This is a genomic window from Desulfotignum phosphitoxidans DSM 13687 (genome assembly GCF_000350545.1).
Taxonomy (GTDB): Bacteria; Desulfobacterota; Desulfobacteria; order Desulfobacterales; family Desulfobacteraceae; genus Desulfotignum; species Desulfotignum phosphitoxidans.
Genome location: NZ_APJX01000001.1, coordinates 210,146 through 226,301, shown reverse-complemented (window position 1 = coordinate 226,301; position 16,156 = coordinate 210,146). Strand labels below are relative to the sequence as shown.

Annotated in this window: 18 protein-coding genes; 2 read left to right on the top strand and 16 right to left on the bottom strand. The window is 54.1% G+C overall.

Annotated elements, in window-relative coordinates:
- The first annotated feature begins 2 nt into the window (after positions 1-2).
- Positions 3-359: a 50S ribosomal protein L17 gene (rplQ, locus tag DPO_RS01015; RefSeq protein ID WP_006963713.1), complete on the top strand. Its 357-nt coding sequence runs from the start codon at positions 3-5 to the stop codon at positions 357-359.
- Positions 360-459: 100 nt separating this feature from the next.
- On the opposite strand, the gene moaA is transcribed toward rplQ, so the two are convergent.
- From moaA to ilvN, 9 genes are all read right to left on the bottom strand, one after another.
- On the bottom strand, positions 460-1,443 hold the full coding sequence (gene moaA, locus DPO_RS01010) for a GTP 3',8-cyclase MoaA (RefSeq protein ID WP_006963712.1): 984 nt from the start codon (positions 1,441-1,443) through the stop codon (positions 460-462).
- Positions 1,440-2,978 (bottom strand): uroporphyrinogen-III C-methyltransferase, encoded by a 1,539-nt coding sequence (gene cobA, locus DPO_RS01005; RefSeq protein ID WP_006963711.1) that lies wholly within the window; start codon positions 2,976-2,978, stop codon positions 1,440-1,442. Before cobA ends, moaA begins: the two co-directional genes overlap by 4 nt.
- Positions 2,968-3,900: a hydroxymethylbilane synthase gene (gene hemC, locus DPO_RS01000; protein ID WP_006963710.1), complete on the bottom strand. Its 933-nt coding sequence runs from the start codon at positions 3,898-3,900 to the stop codon at positions 2,968-2,970. The genes cobA and hemC overlap by 11 nt, the downstream gene beginning before the upstream one ends.
- 3 nt (positions 3,901-3,903) lie before the next feature.
- Positions 3,904-4,146 carry an FmdB family zinc ribbon protein gene (locus DPO_RS00995; protein ID WP_006963709.1) on the bottom strand — a complete coding sequence of 81 codons (243 nt, stop codon included), beginning with the start codon at positions 4,144-4,146 and terminating at the stop codon, positions 3,904-3,906.
- A gap of 92 nt (positions 4,147-4,238) precedes the next feature.
- Positions 4,239-5,183: a hypothetical protein gene (locus tag DPO_RS00990; RefSeq protein WP_006963708.1), complete on the bottom strand. Its 945-nt coding sequence runs from the start codon at positions 5,181-5,183 to the stop codon at positions 4,239-4,241.
- Positions 5,180-5,761 carry a D-sedoheptulose-7-phosphate isomerase gene (locus tag DPO_RS00985; protein ID WP_006963707.1) on the bottom strand — a complete coding sequence of 194 codons (582 nt, stop codon included), beginning with the start codon at positions 5,759-5,761 and terminating at the stop codon, positions 5,180-5,182. Before DPO_RS00985 ends, DPO_RS00990 begins: the two co-directional genes overlap by 4 nt.
- Positions 5,762-5,774: 13 nt before the next feature.
- A complete protein-coding gene (locus tag DPO_RS00980; RefSeq protein ID WP_006963706.1) occupies positions 5,775-7,010 on the bottom strand; it encodes a tetratricopeptide repeat protein in 1,236 nt (411 codons plus the stop codon).
- On the bottom strand, positions 7,007-8,413 hold the full coding sequence (selA, locus tag DPO_RS00975) for an L-seryl-tRNA(Sec) selenium transferase (RefSeq protein ID WP_006963705.1): 1,407 nt from the start codon (positions 8,411-8,413) through the stop codon (positions 7,007-7,009). Before selA ends, DPO_RS00980 begins: the two co-directional genes overlap by 4 nt.
- Before the next feature lie 112 nt (positions 8,414-8,525).
- Positions 8,526-9,011, bottom strand: a complete 486-nt coding sequence (gene ilvN / locus DPO_RS00970) for an acetolactate synthase small subunit (RefSeq protein WP_006963704.1) — start codon at positions 9,009-9,011, stop codon at positions 8,526-8,528.
- Positions 9,012-9,295: 284 nt separating this feature from the next.
- Here ilvN and pyrF point away from each other — a divergent pair, with 284 nt between their 5' ends.
- On the top strand, positions 9,296-10,039 hold the full coding sequence (gene pyrF / locus DPO_RS00965) for an orotidine-5'-phosphate decarboxylase (protein WP_006963703.1): 744 nt from the start codon (positions 9,296-9,298) through the stop codon (positions 10,037-10,039).
- On the opposite strand, the gene DPO_RS00960 is transcribed toward pyrF, so the two are convergent.
- From DPO_RS00960 to rsgA, 7 genes are all read right to left on the bottom strand, one after another.
- Entirely contained in the window at positions 10,036-11,256 is a 1,221-nt protein-coding gene (locus tag DPO_RS00960) for an aspartate kinase (RefSeq protein ID WP_006963702.1), read from the bottom strand. The genes pyrF and DPO_RS00960 overlap by 4 nt on opposite strands.
- Before the next feature lie 32 nt (positions 11,257-11,288).
- Complete coding sequence (tsaE, locus tag DPO_RS00955) at positions 11,289-11,759, bottom strand: tRNA (adenosine(37)-N6)-threonylcarbamoyltransferase complex ATPase subunit type 1 TsaE (RefSeq protein WP_006963701.1); 471 nt, start codon at positions 11,757-11,759, stop codon at positions 11,289-11,291.
- Positions 11,756-13,321 carry a bifunctional ADP-dependent NAD(P)H-hydrate dehydratase/NAD(P)H-hydrate epimerase gene (locus DPO_RS00950; RefSeq protein ID WP_006963700.1) on the bottom strand — a complete coding sequence of 522 codons (1,566 nt, stop codon included), beginning with the start codon at positions 13,319-13,321 and terminating at the stop codon, positions 11,756-11,758. Before DPO_RS00950 ends, tsaE begins: the two co-directional genes overlap by 4 nt.
- A gap of 20 nt (positions 13,322-13,341) precedes the next feature.
- The gene (locus tag DPO_RS00945; RefSeq protein ID WP_006963699.1) at positions 13,342-13,581 is read right to left on the bottom strand and encodes an RNA-binding S4 domain-containing protein; all 240 of its coding nucleotides are present in this window, start codon (positions 13,579-13,581) and stop codon (positions 13,342-13,344) included.
- A 74-nt stretch (positions 13,582-13,655) separates the two neighbouring features.
- Positions 13,656-14,372 (bottom strand): NYN domain-containing protein, encoded by a 717-nt coding sequence (locus DPO_RS00940; RefSeq protein ID WP_006963698.1) that lies wholly within the window; start codon positions 14,370-14,372, stop codon positions 13,656-13,658.
- 92 nt (positions 14,373-14,464) lie between these two features.
- On the bottom strand, positions 14,465-15,040 hold the full coding sequence (locus DPO_RS00935; RefSeq protein ID WP_201765579.1) for a nitroreductase family protein: 576 nt from the start codon (positions 15,038-15,040) through the stop codon (positions 14,465-14,467).
- A gap of 8 nt (positions 15,041-15,048) precedes the next feature.
- Entirely contained in the window at positions 15,049-16,137 is a 1,089-nt protein-coding gene (gene rsgA, locus DPO_RS00930; protein WP_006963696.1) for a ribosome small subunit-dependent GTPase A, read from the bottom strand.
- Positions 16,138-16,156: the final 19 nt, after the last annotated feature.

Genomic DNA, 16,156 nt, shown 5'->3' with positions numbered 1-16,156 from the left:
CCATGAAACATAGAAAATCCGTATTAAAACTGAACAGAACCTCAAGTCACCGCAAGGCGATGTTTAGAAACATGGTGACATCCCTGTTCAAGCACACCAGCATCAAAACCACAGAAGCCAAAGCCAAAGGCCTGCGGGTCATTGCCGACAACATGGTCACTCTGGCCAAGCGGGGCGATCTTCATGCCAGACGGCAGGCCCTGGCAGTGATCCAGGAAAAAGATGTGGTGCACAGACTTTTTGATGAAATGTCGGAAAGTTTTGCCTCACGGCAGGGCGGTTATACCAGAATAACCAAGCTGGGTCCTCGTAAAGGGGATGTGGCGCCCATGGTTCAAATTGAATTGATCATGGATTAGCACATAATTATTGCGCCAGGAAATTACGGCGTTAATCTGTTTTACACATTTGGAAATCCCCTGAAAGCTTTTTTCAGGGGATTTCTTTTTTTAAAAGTTGTTACCCTCCAATGGAGGTCATATGGCTGATGGGCATATCTTTGGGTCGCTGCTGCCCTAAGGTGTGACACAACGGCTTGTGTTTGAGAGATGATTGAATGATCTCTTTTAATTGTTCATCAGTGGCGCCTTCCCGCAAGGGCGTTAAAATGTCTTTTTCATAGTCATTTAGCAGGCAGGGCCGCAGATATCCCCGGGACGTCAGGCGAAGCCGGTTGCATTCACTGCAGAAATGGGAGGAGATGGGTGTGATGAATCCAACGATGCCTGAACCACCGGACAGCTGAAAATTTTTGGATGGGCCGTCGTTGGCCCGGTGGGGTATTTGCTGCAACGGCCCCAGACGGGTTTCAATATTCTGCCGGATTTCCGCTGTCAACACCTGTTGCTGTTTTTCCAAGTGTGACTCCCCCATGGGCATGTATTCGATGAACCGGATATGAAAAGGGAAATTAAGGGTCAACGCCGCCAGGTCGGCCACTTCATCATCATTGATGCCCCGGATGACCACAGTGTTGATTTTAATGGGGGCCATGCCCAGTTCATGGGCGGTCATGATCGACTCCCACACATGGTCGAAACGGTTGCGCCGGGTGATGGCTTCAAACCGGGCCGGAACCAGGGTATCCAGACTGAAGTTGAGCCGGCGAATCCCCATGTCCAGAAGCGCCTGGATTTTCTCCCGGGTCAGTAGAGATCCGTTGGTGGTGATGGAGATATCTTTCAGGGTGTTGATGGCACACAGCTGCTGAATAAAAGAAAGAATATTTTTTCTTACAAACGGTTCCCCACCAGTGAGCCGTACTTTGGTGATCCCCATGTCACAAGCCAGCCGGGTGATTCTCAGAATTTCTTCATACCTGGCAATTTCATTGTGGGGAATCACGGTAAAAGGGGAAGCCGGAACACAATAGCGGCACCGGAAGTTGCACCGGTCGGTTACCGAAATCCGCAGGTAGTTGATGGGGCGGCCTCCGGCATTCATGATATCCCCCTCTGGATGTAATGGGTCAACAATTGGTCCACCAGGCCTTCGATGGTGTAAGGATCGGCTTCCATTGTGGGTGTCAGTCCGAAAGTTCGGACGGTATCTGAAGTGATGGGGCCGATGCTGGCAATGGTGACATGTTTCATCAGGTCAGCGGCTTTGCCCGAAGGCAGCAGAGACATGAAATTGGTCACTGTGGAAGAACTGGTAAAAGTGACGGCGTCAATCTGTTTGTTTTCCAGCAGTTCATTGAGGGTCGGACCGGCTTCCTGTTCCAGGACTGTCTCATAGGCGGTGACTTCATCCACCCGGGCACCCAATTGGGTCAATTCCTCCGGCAGAATGGTTCTTGCCTTTTTGGCCCGGGGCAACAGCACGGCTTTACCTTGAATATCCGCTGTCGAGAACGCTTGGACCACCGATTCCGCCCGAAACGTTTCAGGAAGAATGTCACTGACAATGCCGTAATCCGCCAGGCGCTGTTTGGTCACCGGGCCGATACAGGCAAATTTCAAATGTCCCAGGATCCGGACATCTTTGCCCAGACCAAACAGGGTATCAAAGAAAAATTGAACCCCATTGACGGAAGTGAATACCAGCCAGTCATATTCTTTGATTCGATGGATGGCATCAATGACCGGGGTATTGTCGGCCGGCGGCTCAATCCGGATTGTGGGGATTTCAATGCAGTTGGCCCCCAGTCTTGTTAAATCGGCCGCCAGACCGGATGCCTGGGCCCGGGCCCGGGTGATGACGATGTTTTTACCAAACAAGGGGGTCCTGTCAAACCAGGCCAGTTCTTTGCGCAGGGACACCACAGATCCCACCACAATCACAGCCGGTGATTTCAGGCGGGCCTGACGGATGTTTTCAACAATGGTTTCCAGAGTACCGGTGACGGTTTGCTGCTGGGGGGTGGTTCCCCACCGCACCAGAGCGACTGGGGTATCTGCCGGTTTGCCGTGTTTCATCAGCTGGGTGACAATGTTTTCCAGATTTTTCACCCCCATGAGAAACACCAGGGTGGCATCGGATCTGGCAAACACATCCCACTGCATGCGGGAATTTTTGCGGGTGGGGTCTTCATGGCCGGTGATAAAAGAGACAAACGAGGTGTGATCTCTGTGGGTGACCGGAATACCGGCATAGGCCGGTGCGGATATGGCTGAAGTGACACCTGGGATGACTTCATAGGCAACCCCGGCCGCCAGCAGTTCCTGGGCTTCTTCCGCGCCTCTGCCGAACACAAACGGGTCTCCGCCTTTGAGCCTTGCCACATGCAGTCCCTGTCCCGCCTTTTCCACCAGCAGCTGGTTGATTTCATGCTGGGACAAGGTGTGATCCCCGCCTTTTTTCCCCACATAGATGCGCTGGGCATCTTTGGATGCATACGCCAGAAAAGCCGGGGGTGCCAGATAGTCGTAAACCACCACATCCGCCTGTTCAATGCAGGATTTTGCCTTGAGCGTAAGCAGGCCCGGATCACCGGGGCCAGCCCCGATCAGATAGACTTTACCGGATTTATTTGTCATGAGTTGTCAGGGTCTCCAAAATCTGTTTGCCGCCGTTTTCCAGCACAGTCTGTGCCAGGGCCCGCCCCCGGGCGGCAACATCGGTTACAGGGGAAAGGGTCTGTTCTCTGATTCGCCTGCAACCGTCTTCCGACGAAACCACTGCAGTGAGAAGGACGTTATCTTCAATTATTTTGCCATAACATGCCACAGGGATATGGCAGGAGCCTTCAATCTGTTTTAAAAAGGCCCGTTCTCCCTGAACACACACACGGGTAGGGCCATGGTCCAGTTTTGCCATAATGTGCGCTGTTTTTGCATCGTTGTCCCGGGTTTCAATGCACAACGCCCCCTGGCCTACGGCCGGGACCATGGTATTCTCATCCAGGTACTGGGTGATCTTGTCTGCCTGGCCCAGGCGCAGCAGGCCGGCGGCTGCCAGCACAATGGCATCAAATTCTTTTGACATGAGTTTGCGCATCCGGGTATCTAAATTTCCCCGGATGGAACGGATGGTCAGGTCCGGTCTAAGAAATTTGAGCTGGGAAGCCCGCCGCAGACTGGAGGTGCCCACCACGGTTCCCGGGGGATAGTCATCCAGTGCCAGGTTATGCCGGGAAATCAGCACATCAAAGGGATTTTCCCGGCAGGGCACGGCCCCGATGGTCAATCCCAAGGGCAGTTCTCCGGGCATATCTTTCATGCTGTGCACTGCCAGGTCGATCTCACCATTGAGCAGGGCGGCTTCAATCTCCTTGACAAAAAGTCCTTTGCCGCCCACCTGGGCCAGGGGCCGGTCTGTAATCCGGTCCCCGGTGGTTTTGATCACAGTGATGGTGACATGAATTTCCGGAAACGCATGTGAAATCAGTTCTTTGACATGATTGGCCTGCCACAGGGCCAGTTGACTGCCCCGGGTGCCGATTCGTATTTCTTCAGACATGGGCTATCCCATACCGCAGGTGGCGCAGCTGCCCGAAGAACAGCTGCCGCAGGCGGAAGAGGCAGAAGATGCGGTCACCTGGCTTTCACCGCCCGGACCACTGGATTTGGATACAAACCCGCATTTGGACATGAGCCGGGACAGATCCGGACTGCTGCAGGAAGGACACACCGGAGCGTTCTTCCCCATCACCAGGGCTTCAAATTCTTTTTGGCATGCATTACATTGATATTCATAAATCGGCATGGATACACCTCGTTGGTAATCGTCATTTAAAAAACACAATATAAGGGGTTTTCACCGGTTTTTCAAGGGAAGGGGCAAAGATTCCCTTGAAATTACAAGGATTCAATGACCCCGGCGGCAATCAGGGGGATCAGCAGTTCATGGTGCCCCACAATGCTGAATCCCCGGCCCTTGCCCCGGGTAGGTCGGTTGACCACATTGGTCATGGGGCGGTAATGGCGGATGAAATCCAGGTTCACGGTGGTGAAATCCTCCACATGATGTCCTAAATTCCGGGCCAGGGTCAGGGCTTTGAGAAACACTTCCGGCAGAATGACAGCAGACCCGGCATTGATGAACACGCCTTGTTCCAGCCGGGAAATCTGTGACGCAAACGTATGAAAATCATGCATGGATGCCTGTCCGCAGGCGGCTGCATTGAATCGGGGATGCATGTGCAGGATATCGGTTCCCAGGGCCACATGCACGGTGACCGGAACCTTGAGTCGGGCACCGGCAGCCAGGAAACTCAGGTGTTGATAAGGCATGTGCTGATCCAGAATAAACTGTCCCACAGCCCTGCCCAGGCCGGTGTGTTCTTTTTCTGCCCGGGCAATGGCTTGATTGAGGCAGTCCGCAGTTTCCCTGGCCATACCGAAACTGCCGTCACCAAGACTGCCGGCCACATCTTCGGAAGTACGTCCCGCCAGTGCCACCTCCAGATCATGGATGATCCCGGACCCGTTCATGGCCACCAGTGTAATAATTTGTTTTTCCATCAGATCGATGATGATCGGCGCCATGCCGGTTTTGATGACATGGCCGCCCATGGCAAAACACACAGGGTGCTGTCCCCGGGCCGCGGCAGCAACGGCTTGAATGACCGCCCGGATGTCATTTCCGGCCAGAATGGACGGCAGGGTATCCAGAAAGGTTTTAAAATCCCTTCCCTTTTGCCAGGGGCGGGCAAAATCTTTTCTGGAAACCAGACTGTTGCGGTCATGAATGGAATAGGTCTTTAATCCGGAAAAGTCCAGGTGGGTGCTGTCCGGTGTCATGCAAACAGGATCCTTTCCGTGAGATCGCATAAAATATGGGCCAGCAGAATATGGGTTTCCTGAATTCGTGCCGTGACCGGAGAGTGGACACAAAAAGGGATATCGCTGAGCTCCTGAAGCTGGCCGGCGGTTCCGGAGAATCCCACCACGAATAATCCCATTTTTCGGGCTTCCTCGGCCGCTCGGATCACATTGGGGGAGTTGCCTGAGGTGGAAATGGCAATGGCCAGATCCCCGGGCCGTCCCAGGGCCTGAATCTGTTTTAAAAAAATATCATCAAATGAATAATCATTTCCGATGCTGGTGAGCACAGATGTGTCGCAGGTCAGGGCAATGGCCGGCAGGGGCGGGCGTTCCATGGCAAAGCGGTTGATAAATTCCGCAGCAATGTGCTGACAGTCGGCCGCACTGCCGCCGTTGCCGAACAACAGCAGTTTGCCGCCGGCAGTCAGGGTGTCTGCTATTTTCCGCGCACAGGTCTCAACCGCATCCAGGTGGGTGTCAAAAAAAGACTGTTTCACCTGGATGCTGTCTGCGACAGTGGTTTGAATCAGGGGTGTGAATTTTTGTAACGACATGGCAACTTCCTTTTTAAGCGGATGCAGATTTGCGGGACGGGTCATCCGCTGCGTCATTTTCCTGCAGCGCTTGCTGTACCCGGATCAGCCGCTCCTGAAACATCTCATTGTCAGGGGCCAGGGCCACGCTTTTTTCAGCAAATGTCAACGCGATTTTTAAATTGCGGTTTTTCTGTGTCATGACCAAGGCATACCCGGACAGGGCCACGGGATCCAAAGGATTGAGCTTGACTGCCGTATTGAAAGCTGCCCCTGCCTGATCCGGTTTTTCCTGTTCCAGAAATATTTCTCCCATGATCCGGTGGGCCATACTGGATTTGGGATTCACCTGGGCCGCGGTTTCCAGATGGGGCAGGGCTGCTTCCAGTTTTTTTGCCTGAAACAGCAGATGCCCCAGCAGCAGCTCCACTTCAAAGATGCGGCCGTCAATCCCGTGGGCCTTGCGCAGAAGTAATACGGCCTTGTCCGTGTCTTCAACAACCTGGCTGGTCAGACCCAGGTTGTAGATCACCATGACCTCTTTGGGATTGATATCCAGGGCTGCTTCAAAATATGTCTTGGCTTTTTCCAGGTTGCCCGTGACCCCGTAACACACCCCTAAACTGTTCATCAGGTTGATGTCTTTGGGAGACAGGGCCAGGCCTTTTTCATATTCTTTGATGGCGGCATCATAGTGTCCCAGCTGGTACAGCCGGTCTCCGCTGATGTTCAGGGAAATTCCGTCAAAATGCCGCATGTGGCCGAAACCGAAAAAAGCGGCATGATCAATGGCTTTCAGGGCATTGGCAAACACCTCGGAACGGGAATATTTCTGAAAGGGAAACCGGGCCACCCCCACCAGCAGTTCTGTTTTCAATGCCCGGGTGATCTTGGCTTTAAGGGATTCCAGCAGATCCATGGCTGTTTTCTGGTTGTCATAATCCCAGAAAACAAGCACAAACGCCCGGTTATCCAGGGTTTCCCAGATACCCCGCTGGTTGTCGGACATGGAACGTAACCAGGATTCAAAAATATCCCGGGCCTTTTCCAGGATGTCTTCCGTTGCCGTATCTGCCACCTGAATCACCGCGCAGATAAACTTTTTTTTGGGAATGTCCACTGATAACAACCGTTGTTCAAAAGCGGTAAATGCAGCGGATTTCTGATGCACCAGGTCTGAAAAATAGGTGTCAGGGGCCTGGATGGGAGACGATGTGTCGGAATCCGGTTTGAGAAAAGAAAATTCCCTGGATGTGAATCTGGGTGTCATGATGTTCTCAATATGGTTTCAAGGGTTGATGAAATAAGCGTTTCCTGTCCGGGTTGAATGGTCCGGGGGTCCATGATGTACCGGTTGTTTTCAATCCTGGCGATGACCGCCGGCGTGGACAGCCGCATGCGGCGCTCTAAAGTGGCCACAGACATGTTCTTCGGGATCAGGGTGACACACCGGGTGGGAAGTCTCAGGTCCGGAAACGAACCGCCCCCGGGCCGGGATTCCAGGTCCGCACACGCCACGATATCCCCGGCACCGCAGACTTTTTGGACCTGTTTCTCCAGAAGTGCGGCCCGCTGGCAGGTGTGTTCAAAGGACATGGTCAGCATCCGCAGGGTGGGAATCTCTTTAGTAGCGGCTGCCGGGTCCCGATACAGCTGCAAGGTGGCTTCCAGGGCCGCCAGCGTGAGCTTGTCAATGCGAAGGGCCCGGGTTAACGGATTGGCCCGGATTTTTTCAACAGCCTGTTTTGTGCCCACAATAATGCCGGCCTGGGGACCGCCCAGCAGCTTGTCTCCGCTGAAGGTCACAATGTCCGCACCCGCTGCCACGGAATGGGATACCAGCGGTTCCATGGGCAGACCGAACGCGGAAAAATCCACCAGGGTTCCGGATCCCAGGTCTTCCATGACCGTAATCTTATGGGATTTTCCCAGGGTGACCAGATCTTTGAGCCCGACACTGGCCGTAAATCCCTGAATCCGGTAGTTGGAGGTATGAACTTTAAGCAGCATGCCGGTGTCTTCGGTGATGGCCCCGGCATAGTCTTTCACATGGGTCCGGTTGGTGGTGCCCACCTCTTTGAGACGGCACCCGCTTTTCGCCATCACGTCCGGGACCCGGAATGACCCGCCGATTTCCACCAGCTCACCCCGGGAAACCACCACATCCGTGCCTTCAGCCAGGGTGTTCAAAGCCAGGAGCACGGCGCCTGCATTATTGTTCACCGCCATGGCGGCCTCGGCCCCGGTGAGTTCACAGATCAATGATTCCACAGCCGTGTACCGCAGCCCCCGTTTGCCTGTGGACAGGTTCAATTCCAGATTGGAATAGGATTCCCCAATGGTCTGAATGTTTTTCAGGGCCTGTTGAGTCAGCAATGCCCGTCCCAGATTGGTATGAAGCACCACGCCGGTGGCATTGATCAATGGCACCAGCTTCGGTGCCAGGGTCTGCCGGCACTGGCGGGCAATCTCCGACAGCACAGCGGCATCATCAAAATCCGGATTCAGTCCGTCCAGAATCTGGCTGCGCAGCTGGTCCAGCACGGTCCGGGCGGCCCGGATGATGACCTGTCTGGGCATGGTTGCAAACCGGTCATCCTCCCGGGTTTTGTCCAGCAGATGATCCACCCCGGGAAGGTGCCGGAGCAATTGATGCGTATCGGTTGAGGGCATGAAATTTCCTGGTATCAGTTTGTAATATTTAGTGATTTTGATTTAAATAACACCGATTCTTCTCATATTTCAACAGTTAAATGGAAAAATTCCGGTATATGGGGTTAGCCGGTCAAGGTTCCCGGTACAGGGCCAGCACCCCGGAGCGGGCCAGTTTTTTGATCCCGAACGGGGCCAGCTGGTCCAGCATGGCATCCACAGTGAGTTCATCGCCGGTCACCTCGAAAATGAAATGCTGCTGACCTTTATCCAGGATCCGGCCCTGAAAATCGGAAATAATGGTTTCAATTTTTTTCTGGTCTTTGGGCCGGGTTTTGACGCAGATCAAAGCCATCTCCCGTTTGATGGCTTCTTCACCGGTCATGTCCCGCAACTTGATCACATTGACCAGACGCTGGATCTGTTTCATGCACTGGGCCAGCAGCGGGGGGCTGGTCAACGTGGTGATGGTGATCCGGGACATTTTCGGGTTGGCCGTGGGGGCGCCGCAGATGGTTTCAATGTTGTATCCGCGTCCGGCAAACAGTCCGGTGATCCGGGCGGTCACGCCGGGTTCGTTGTCCACAAGCATGGTTAAGGTATATTTTCGGGTTTCCATGGTCCTCCTCGTTTTTAAGACATTCAATGTAGCATATTGCGGCGGGAAAATGAATTGTTTGGCATAAAATTCAGTGGGGTGTTTCCGGCAGAGTGCCGCCCCTGGTGGGGGGTCTTGCTGCCGGCCTGGAATCCCCGGGGTGGCTCCGGCAGTCCGTCAGCAAGACCCCCCACCGGGGGCTCCGCTGTGCAAAGGCGTTCCGGGTTGTTGACAATCAAGCATTTTTCCGCCTAATATCTGATCCGGGAATTTTGTTTGTAAAAAGCAGGATGGAAAAAGGGAAAATGATGAAAAAAACAGGCAAAGATTATATTGTGTTTCCTTTGGACGTGCCTTCGATGAAAGAGGCACAATCGCTGGTCAGCGTGTTGGGGCCGCATGTGGGCATGTTCAAGATCGGTCTGGAACTGTTCATCTGTGAGGGGCCGAGCGTGGTGAAGATGATCCGGGATCTGAGTGCCGCCGGGATTTTTCTGGATCTCAAGCTGCATGATATCAGTGCCACGGTGTTCAGGGCCATGGCCCGGGTGGCGGATCTGGCAGTGGATCTGGTCACGGTGCACACTTGTTCGTCCAAAAAAATGCTGGAAATGGCGGTTCAGGGAGGACAGGGAAACGTGGGGGTCCTGGGCGTGACCCTGCTCACAGACAATGATGAGGAAACGCTTGCCTACGGTGGATTTTCAGATCAGTTCTCAGCGGATCCCATGAAGCTGGTCATGCTCCGGGCCCAACTGGCCCATGATGCCGGATGCCGGGGCGTGGTTTGTTCCGGCCGGGAGGCCGCCGACATCAAAGCCCGGTTCGGCACAGAGTTTCTGGCGGTTACGCCGGGGATCCGTCCGGCCTGGAGCCTGACCCCAAAAGATGATCAGAAGCGGATCACCACTCCGGCCCAGGCCATAGCCCGGGGCAGTGATCTGCTGGTGATCGGCCGGCCCATCCGGGATGCACAGGATCCGGCCGCCGCGGCCCGAAAAGTGATCCATGAAATTGAATCAGCCCTGGAAAACAAACCGTCGGTTTAATTGTCTCCATCCAGACCAAAGGCGGCATGCAGAGCCCGCACCGCAAGTTCCGCGTATTTGGCCAGAATGACACAGGAAATCCGGATTTCCGATGTGGAGATCAGCCGGATATTGATGTTTTCTTCGGCCAGGGCCTTGAACATGGTGGCAGCCACACCGGAGTGACTTTTCATGCCCAGTCCGATGACCGATACCTTGGCGATATCCTTGGCTGAAAGCACTTCTTCCGCACCAACCTCTTTGGCCACGGCTTCTGAAATCTGCAGGGCCCGGTCAAAATCATCCTTGGTCACGGTGAAGGTCAGGTCGGTTTCCCCGCCGGTGCGGGTGTTCTGAATGATCATGTCCACCATGATCTCCGCATCCGCCAGCGGGCCGAAAATTTTCGCGGAAATACCGGGCTGGTCCGGCACCCGTTTCAGGGTGATCCGGGTTTCATTCATATCACAGGTGATGCCTGATACCACCGCGCTTTCCATATCCGCGCTTTCATTGACGACCATGGTTCCATCCTCCTCATTGAATGATGATCTGACATGCAAGGGAATATTGTATTTTTTGGCAAAATCCACGGACCGGATCTGGAGCACCTTGGCGCCCAGCACGGCCATTTCCAGCATTTCTTCATAGGAAATCCGGTCGATTTTCCGGGCTTTGGCACAGATTCTGGGGTCGGTGGTGTACACACCGTCCACATCCGTGAATATCTCACACACATCCGCTTTCAGGGATGCGGCAATGGCCACGGCAGAGGTATCGGAGCCGCCCCGGCCCAATGTGGTGATATCCCCGTTGTTATCCGCGCCCTGGAATCCGGCCACCACGCAGATATGTCCCTGATCCAGGGCTTTTTTGACTTTCTGGGCGTCAATGTCCAGGATCCGGGCTTTACCCGGGGTCTGGTCCGTGTGAATCCCGGCCTGAAATCCCAAAAACGATCTGGCTTTGTACCCCCGGGATTTGAGCAGGATGGCCATCAATGCCGCAGTGGTTTGTTCCCCGGTGGCCAGCAGTACATCCAGTTCCCGTTTGTCCGGTGTGATTGCCGCCTGCCGGGCCAGAGAAATCAGCTTGTCTGTCACGCCAGCCATGGCAGAGAGCACCACCACCATCTGATCGCCGGCTTCATGGGCCTTGATCACCCGGTCCGCCACCCGGGAGATCCGCTGGATATCCGCCACGGATGTGCCCCCGTATTTCTGTACTCGAAGTGCCATCAAAAACTCCCCAAAAAAATTGGTTTCATAATTTATGAAAACAAACTGCTTAACATGTTTGTACCGGTCTGTCCAGAGGCAAAAAAAGAGATAACCCGGTGATATGCGGCATCAAACTCAAAGATCAGTTCCAGGTCAAAAGCAAACCCATCCTCCTTGAGCAGGGCCGGCCACTCCACCACAATCACGGCATCAGTACCGGTGAGATCGTCAAACCCGATGTGTGCCAGTTCCTCCACCGATCCCAGGCGGTACAGATCCAGATGGCACAGCCGCAATTGATCAGCGGCCGGATATTCATTGATGAGCGTGAACGTAGGGCTGGTGATGGGATAACGGGCATTCACCCCTAGTCCCCGGGCCAGGCCTTTGACAAATGTGGTTTTACCGCATCCCAGATCTCCGGATAAGGCAATGGCCACCGGACCGGTCAGTGCCCGGCCCAGGCGGAACCCCAAATCCCGGGTCTGGGCGTCGGTCTGGGTGATGATCTGATGGGTCATGTCAAATGCCTGTGGATGGTTTCAGGAATGTTCCGGATCATGTCACCGGCCAGAAACCCGAACCCGCCGAATATGTCGGCCAGCAGATCCCCGCACAGCCCATGGATGAACACCCCGGCCAATGCGGCATTTTCCAGAGAAAATCCCTGGGCCGCCAGTCCGGCGATCATACCGGTGAGCACATCTCCCATGCCGCCGGTGGCCATGCCCGGGTTTCCGGCAGGGCACAGAAAAAGGCGGCCGTCCGGCAGGGCGATCAGGGTCTGGGCTCCTTTGAGCACCAGGATGACATTGAAGTCCTGTGCAAATGTCCGGGCTGTGCCGGGCCGGTCCGCCTGAACTTCGGATGTGTAAATTCCGGCCAGACGGGCCATTTCCCCGGGATGGGGCGTCAACACCGCCGGAGAGGTCCGGGACTTGAGCACGGTTGGATTTTCAGCCAGACAGTTGACGGCATCCGCATCCATGATCAGAGGCAGGGAGCAGGTTTCCACCAGCGCGGTTACCAGTTTCCGCGTGTCCGGATCCGTGCCCAGTCCCGGCCCTAAGGCCAGGGCCTGCCGGTTTTCAGCCAGGGACAGAATCCGGTCCAGTCCGTTCGGCGACAATGTGCCGGATGCGGTTTCCGGCAGCGGCACGGTCATGGGCTCCACCACCAGTGTTTCCATCACGGCATTGATGCCTTCCGGCACGCCTGCGGTCACCAGGCCGGTGCCGATCCGTTTGGCGGCATTGGCGCACAGGGCTGCGGCCCCGGTTTTTCCCGGAGATCCGGCCAGGACCAGCAGGTGGCCGAAACTGCCTTTGTGGCTGTTGAACGCCCGGGCCGGGAACAGGGGGGCAATGGTTTGTTTTTCCATCACCTGGAACCAAAGATCCTGTTTTCCGGCGGCAAATCCGGGGATGCCGATGTCAATGACCTGCAATTTCCCGGTATATTCATTGCCCGGATGCAGGATATGTCCAATCTTGGCAAAGCCGAACGTGGCCGTGGCCGCTGCGTTGATGCATACGCCGCACACCGCGCCGGTGTCGGCATTAAGACCCGAAGGGATATCCACGGCAAATACCGGCTTGTTTGTCTGGTTGATGCACTGGATTACGGTTTTGAACATTCCCCGGACATCTGAATTCAGGCCGGTGCCGAAAATGGCATCCACAAACAGATCATGATGTATCAGCCGGGTTTTTTCCCGGTCCAGCGCGGCGGCATCAGAAATTTCCACCACCCCGCAATCCGGAAAATACGGCAGCAGTTTTTCCACCAGGTCCATGTTGGCTTTGGCATCCCCTTTGACCCGGTCTTGGGCCGACAATAGAAACACGGTCACGGGAATCTGTTTTTCCATGAGATACCGGGCCATGACCCAGCCGTCTCCGCCGTTGTTGCCCCGGCCCGCCACCACCGCCACCCGGGTCGCCGGGGTGGGCTGAAACTGTTCCATGAAAAAATCCACCGCCCCCCGGCCGGCATTTTCCATGAGCACCCGTCCGGGAATGCCGAATTTTTCAATGGTAAACCGGTCCATGTGTTGCATCTGTTCTGATGTGACGATAAACATATCTGTTCACTCCATATATTCTAAGGTTCTGATTTTACGATGGTCAGAACGGCCTCAGGGGTTTCGATCACATCCCCGGGCCGGATTTTTCTTCGCTTCCGGGTTTCTATCTCCCCGTTCACCCGCACCTGACCGTCCTGGATCCGGAACTTGGCTTCCCCGCCGCTGGCGGCCAGGTTTTCAAACTTCAGGATCTTGTACAGTTCCACCGGCGCCATGGTGATCTCAACCATCCGCCGGACTTTGGTGTCATCTGTCATGATTCATCCTTTCTGAAAAAAGCTTCCGGTCCGCAATCTCCACCGGGCCTCAGCAAGTCTGCCGCAATGGCGGGTCAACCTGATTTTTTCTTTTTTTTGTCTTTAACCAGGTATGAGTTGCCAGGGCCTCTTTTCAACTCAAACAGATCAATGGCTTTGATAAGGCTGCTTAAATTTTTATAACCGTAATTTCTGGTATCAAAGGATGTTTTATTGGAGATATGTGATCCCACCGGCCCCAGCGCGGCCCAGCCGTTATCTTCTTCCGTCGCTTCTATGGCCTGCCTCAGCAGGTTGAGCAGTTTTGTGTCGGATTTCAGGGTTTTGGGTTTTTCAGGCACCGACCCATTCTGTTTGGGTGCTGCATCAAGGTATAAGAACTTGGAACACGCGTTGACAAAGGGGGAAGGGGTTTTCCGCTCTCCAAACCCCAAAACGACTTTACCCTCTGCAAGTGCGCGTGTCACCATGGGTGTGAAATCACAGTCTGATGACACAAAGCACATCACATCAATGTTTTTGGTATACATGACATCCATTGCATCGATGACCAAAGCAATATCTGACGCATTTTTGCCCTTGGTCAGATCATACTGTTGAATCGGCTGTATGGCGTATTCATTCAATAAATCTTCCCAGGATTTAAGGGTCGGGCTTTTCCAGTTACCATACGCTTTTCTGATCGTGACAACCCCGTATTTTGCCACTTCACTGAGCACTTCTTCAAATTTGCTTGCGGGCGCATTATCTGCATCGATAAACAACGCGATTTTCTGGCTGTTTTCATTCATTGATAGTATTCACCTTTTTATAATTTACCGCCGGATCGCCGGGGAATATTTATTCTTTTTCAACGATATTCCTGCAAGAGCCGGCAATGTTATCACTGATGAAACAGATTTTCATGCACCTGGGGCGGTTTTCTGGACGGCCCCTTGGTTTCGGCAGCCGGTGTGCCCACCAGCACCGCACCGGCAATCTCCAGTTCTTTGGGAATACTGAGAACCGGTTTCACATCATCCGGATCAAAAAAAGTAAACCACAGGGATCCCAGGCCCAGTTCCGCCGCCATCAGCATCATGTTCTGGATACAGGCGGATGCGGATTGAAGGGCACCGTGGGGCTGATTAAAATAACTTCCCAGCCCGCCCAGGGACGGGTCACTCACCACCACCAGAATCAGGGGGCAGGTTCCCACAAACTCCATGGGATATTTCTGGGCCCAGCCGGGTCCTCCCTGATCTGCCACCGCCTGTTTCGCAGCCATGCCCGCTTTCTGAATTCCGGCCCGAAGCTTCGGATCAGTGACTGCAATGAACTGAAACGGCTGTTGATTTAAAGGGCTGGGCGCCCACTGCCCGGCTGTGACAATGGCCTCGATCTGTTCTCCGGTCACCGGGGTATCCATAAATACTCGGCAGCTCCGACGGTTTTTCACCAGTTCTTTGAATGCCATCATTTTTCTCCTTAAAATGTTTTTTGCCTTTTCCGGTGCGTCATCACGGTTTTACAATGTTTGGCAAACTGTTTGTCTTTTTGCCTTTTCTCCACATAGGACATGTCATTGAAAATGGATTCCCGGATCATTTTCATGTAATTCTGGTATCTTTTTTCAGACAGGGTCCCCTCTGTCACCGCCGCCAGCACCGCACACCCTTGTTCACGGGTATGGGAGCAGTCGTTGAACCGGCACTTTCCAGCCAGCGCGGTGATTTCTGCAAAAGTTTCATCCAGGCCCGTTTCCACGGAAAAATTCTCAAGCTCCCGCATTCCCGGCGTATCCACCACCATTGCCCCGCCGGCCAGTGTGATCAGCTGCCTGGACGTTGTGGCATGCCGGCCCTTGCTGTCCTTTTCCCGGACGGTTTTGGTCTTGAAAACTGATTCACCGATGAGATGGTTCAAAAGCGTGGTCTTGCCGACACCGGATGATCCTAATAAGCAAAAGGTCAGCCCGGGTTTCAGCAGGTCTTTGACATGTTCCAGACCGGATTCATTGTTGCTGCTGAACGGCAGGACCTGCAACTGCGGCATGATCTCATGGATCTGACCGATCCGGCCGGCGATCTTGTCGGAAGTCAGAAGGTCGCTCTTGCTCAACAACACCACCGGCCGGATGTTGCTTTCGTTGACCATCACCAGATACCGCTCCAGCCGCCTTAAATTGAAATTGTGATCCAGTGACTGGACAATGAATGCCGCATCGATGTTGGCGGCAATCAGTTGAAACTCAATTTTCTTTCCCGGGGTTTTCCGTTTCAGCAGGGATTTCCTCTGGATGATCTCATGGATGACGGCAAATGTGTTTCCATCGTACAATTTGACCAGCACCCAGTCCCCCACCGCCGGGTAGTCCACAGCAGACGCCGCACTGAAAAGCAGTTTTCCCACCAGCTCCGCCGGAACATCATCTAACCCGCTGGTGATGGTATACCGGTCTTTGTGCACCACAATCACCCGGGCGATCTCAAATTCCGCCGAACGTTCGGGATCGACATGGTCCTGGAACCATTTTTCAAAGCCGAGTTTTTCTAAGGTTTGTAAGTTTGTTATCATTATAATTCCAGCATATACA

Excerpts from the sequence above, each read along its gene's own strand:
- DPO_RS00945 (WP_006963699.1), bottom strand. The coding sequence starts at position 13,581 with ATGACAGATGACACCAAAGTCCGGCGGATGGTTGAGATCACCATGGCG.
- pyrF (WP_006963703.1), top strand. The coding sequence starts at position 9,296 with ATGATGAAAAAAACAGGCAAAGATTATATTGTGTTTCCTTTGGACGTG.
- DPO_RS00935 (WP_201765579.1), bottom strand. The coding sequence starts at position 15,040 with ATGATGGCATTCAAAGAACTGGTGAAAAACCGTCGGAGCTGCCGAGTA.
- DPO_RS00980 (WP_006963706.1), bottom strand. The coding sequence starts at position 7,010 with ATGACACCCAGATTCACATCCAGGGAATTTTCTTTTCTCAAACCGGAT.
- tsaE (WP_006963701.1), bottom strand. The coding sequence starts at position 11,759 with ATGACCCATCAGATCATCACCCAGACCGACGCCCAGACCCGGGATTTG.
- moaA (WP_006963712.1), bottom strand. The coding sequence starts at position 1,443 with ATGAATGCCGGAGGCCGCCCCATCAACTACCTGCGGATTTCGGTAACC.
- ilvN (WP_006963704.1), bottom strand. The coding sequence starts at position 9,011 with ATGGAAACCCGAAAATATACCTTAACCATGCTTGTGGACAACGAACCC.
- DPO_RS00995 (WP_006963709.1), bottom strand. The coding sequence starts at position 4,146 with ATGCCGATTTATGAATATCAATGTAATGCATGCCAAAAAGAATTTGAA.
- DPO_RS00990 (WP_006963708.1), bottom strand. The coding sequence starts at position 5,183 with ATGACACCGGACAGCACCCACCTGGACTTTTCCGGATTAAAGACCTAT.
- DPO_RS00985 (WP_006963707.1), bottom strand. The coding sequence starts at position 5,761 with ATGTCGTTACAAAAATTCACACCCCTGATTCAAACCACTGTCGCAGAC.
- DPO_RS00960 (WP_006963702.1), bottom strand. The coding sequence starts at position 11,256 with ATGGCACTTCGAGTACAGAAATACGGGGGCACATCCGTGGCGGATATC.
- rsgA (WP_006963696.1), bottom strand. The coding sequence starts at position 16,137 with ATGATAACAAACTTACAAACCTTAGAAAAACTCGGCTTTGAAAAATGG.
- cobA (WP_006963711.1), bottom strand. The coding sequence starts at position 2,978 with ATGACAAATAAATCCGGTAAAGTCTATCTGATCGGGGCTGGCCCCGGT.
- DPO_RS00940 (WP_006963698.1), bottom strand. The coding sequence starts at position 14,372 with ATGAATGAAAACAGCCAGAAAATCGCGTTGTTTATCGATGCAGATAAT.
- hemC (WP_006963710.1), bottom strand. The coding sequence starts at position 3,900 with ATGTCTGAAGAAATACGAATCGGCACCCGGGGCAGTCAACTGGCCCTG.
- rplQ (WP_006963713.1), top strand. The coding sequence starts at position 3 with ATGAAACATAGAAAATCCGTATTAAAACTGAACAGAACCTCAAGTCAC.
- selA (WP_006963705.1), bottom strand. The coding sequence starts at position 8,413 with ATGCCCTCAACCGATACGCATCAATTGCTCCGGCACCTTCCCGGGGTG.
- DPO_RS00950 (WP_006963700.1), bottom strand. The coding sequence starts at position 13,321 with ATGTTTATCGTCACATCAGAACAGATGCAACACATGGACCGGTTTACC.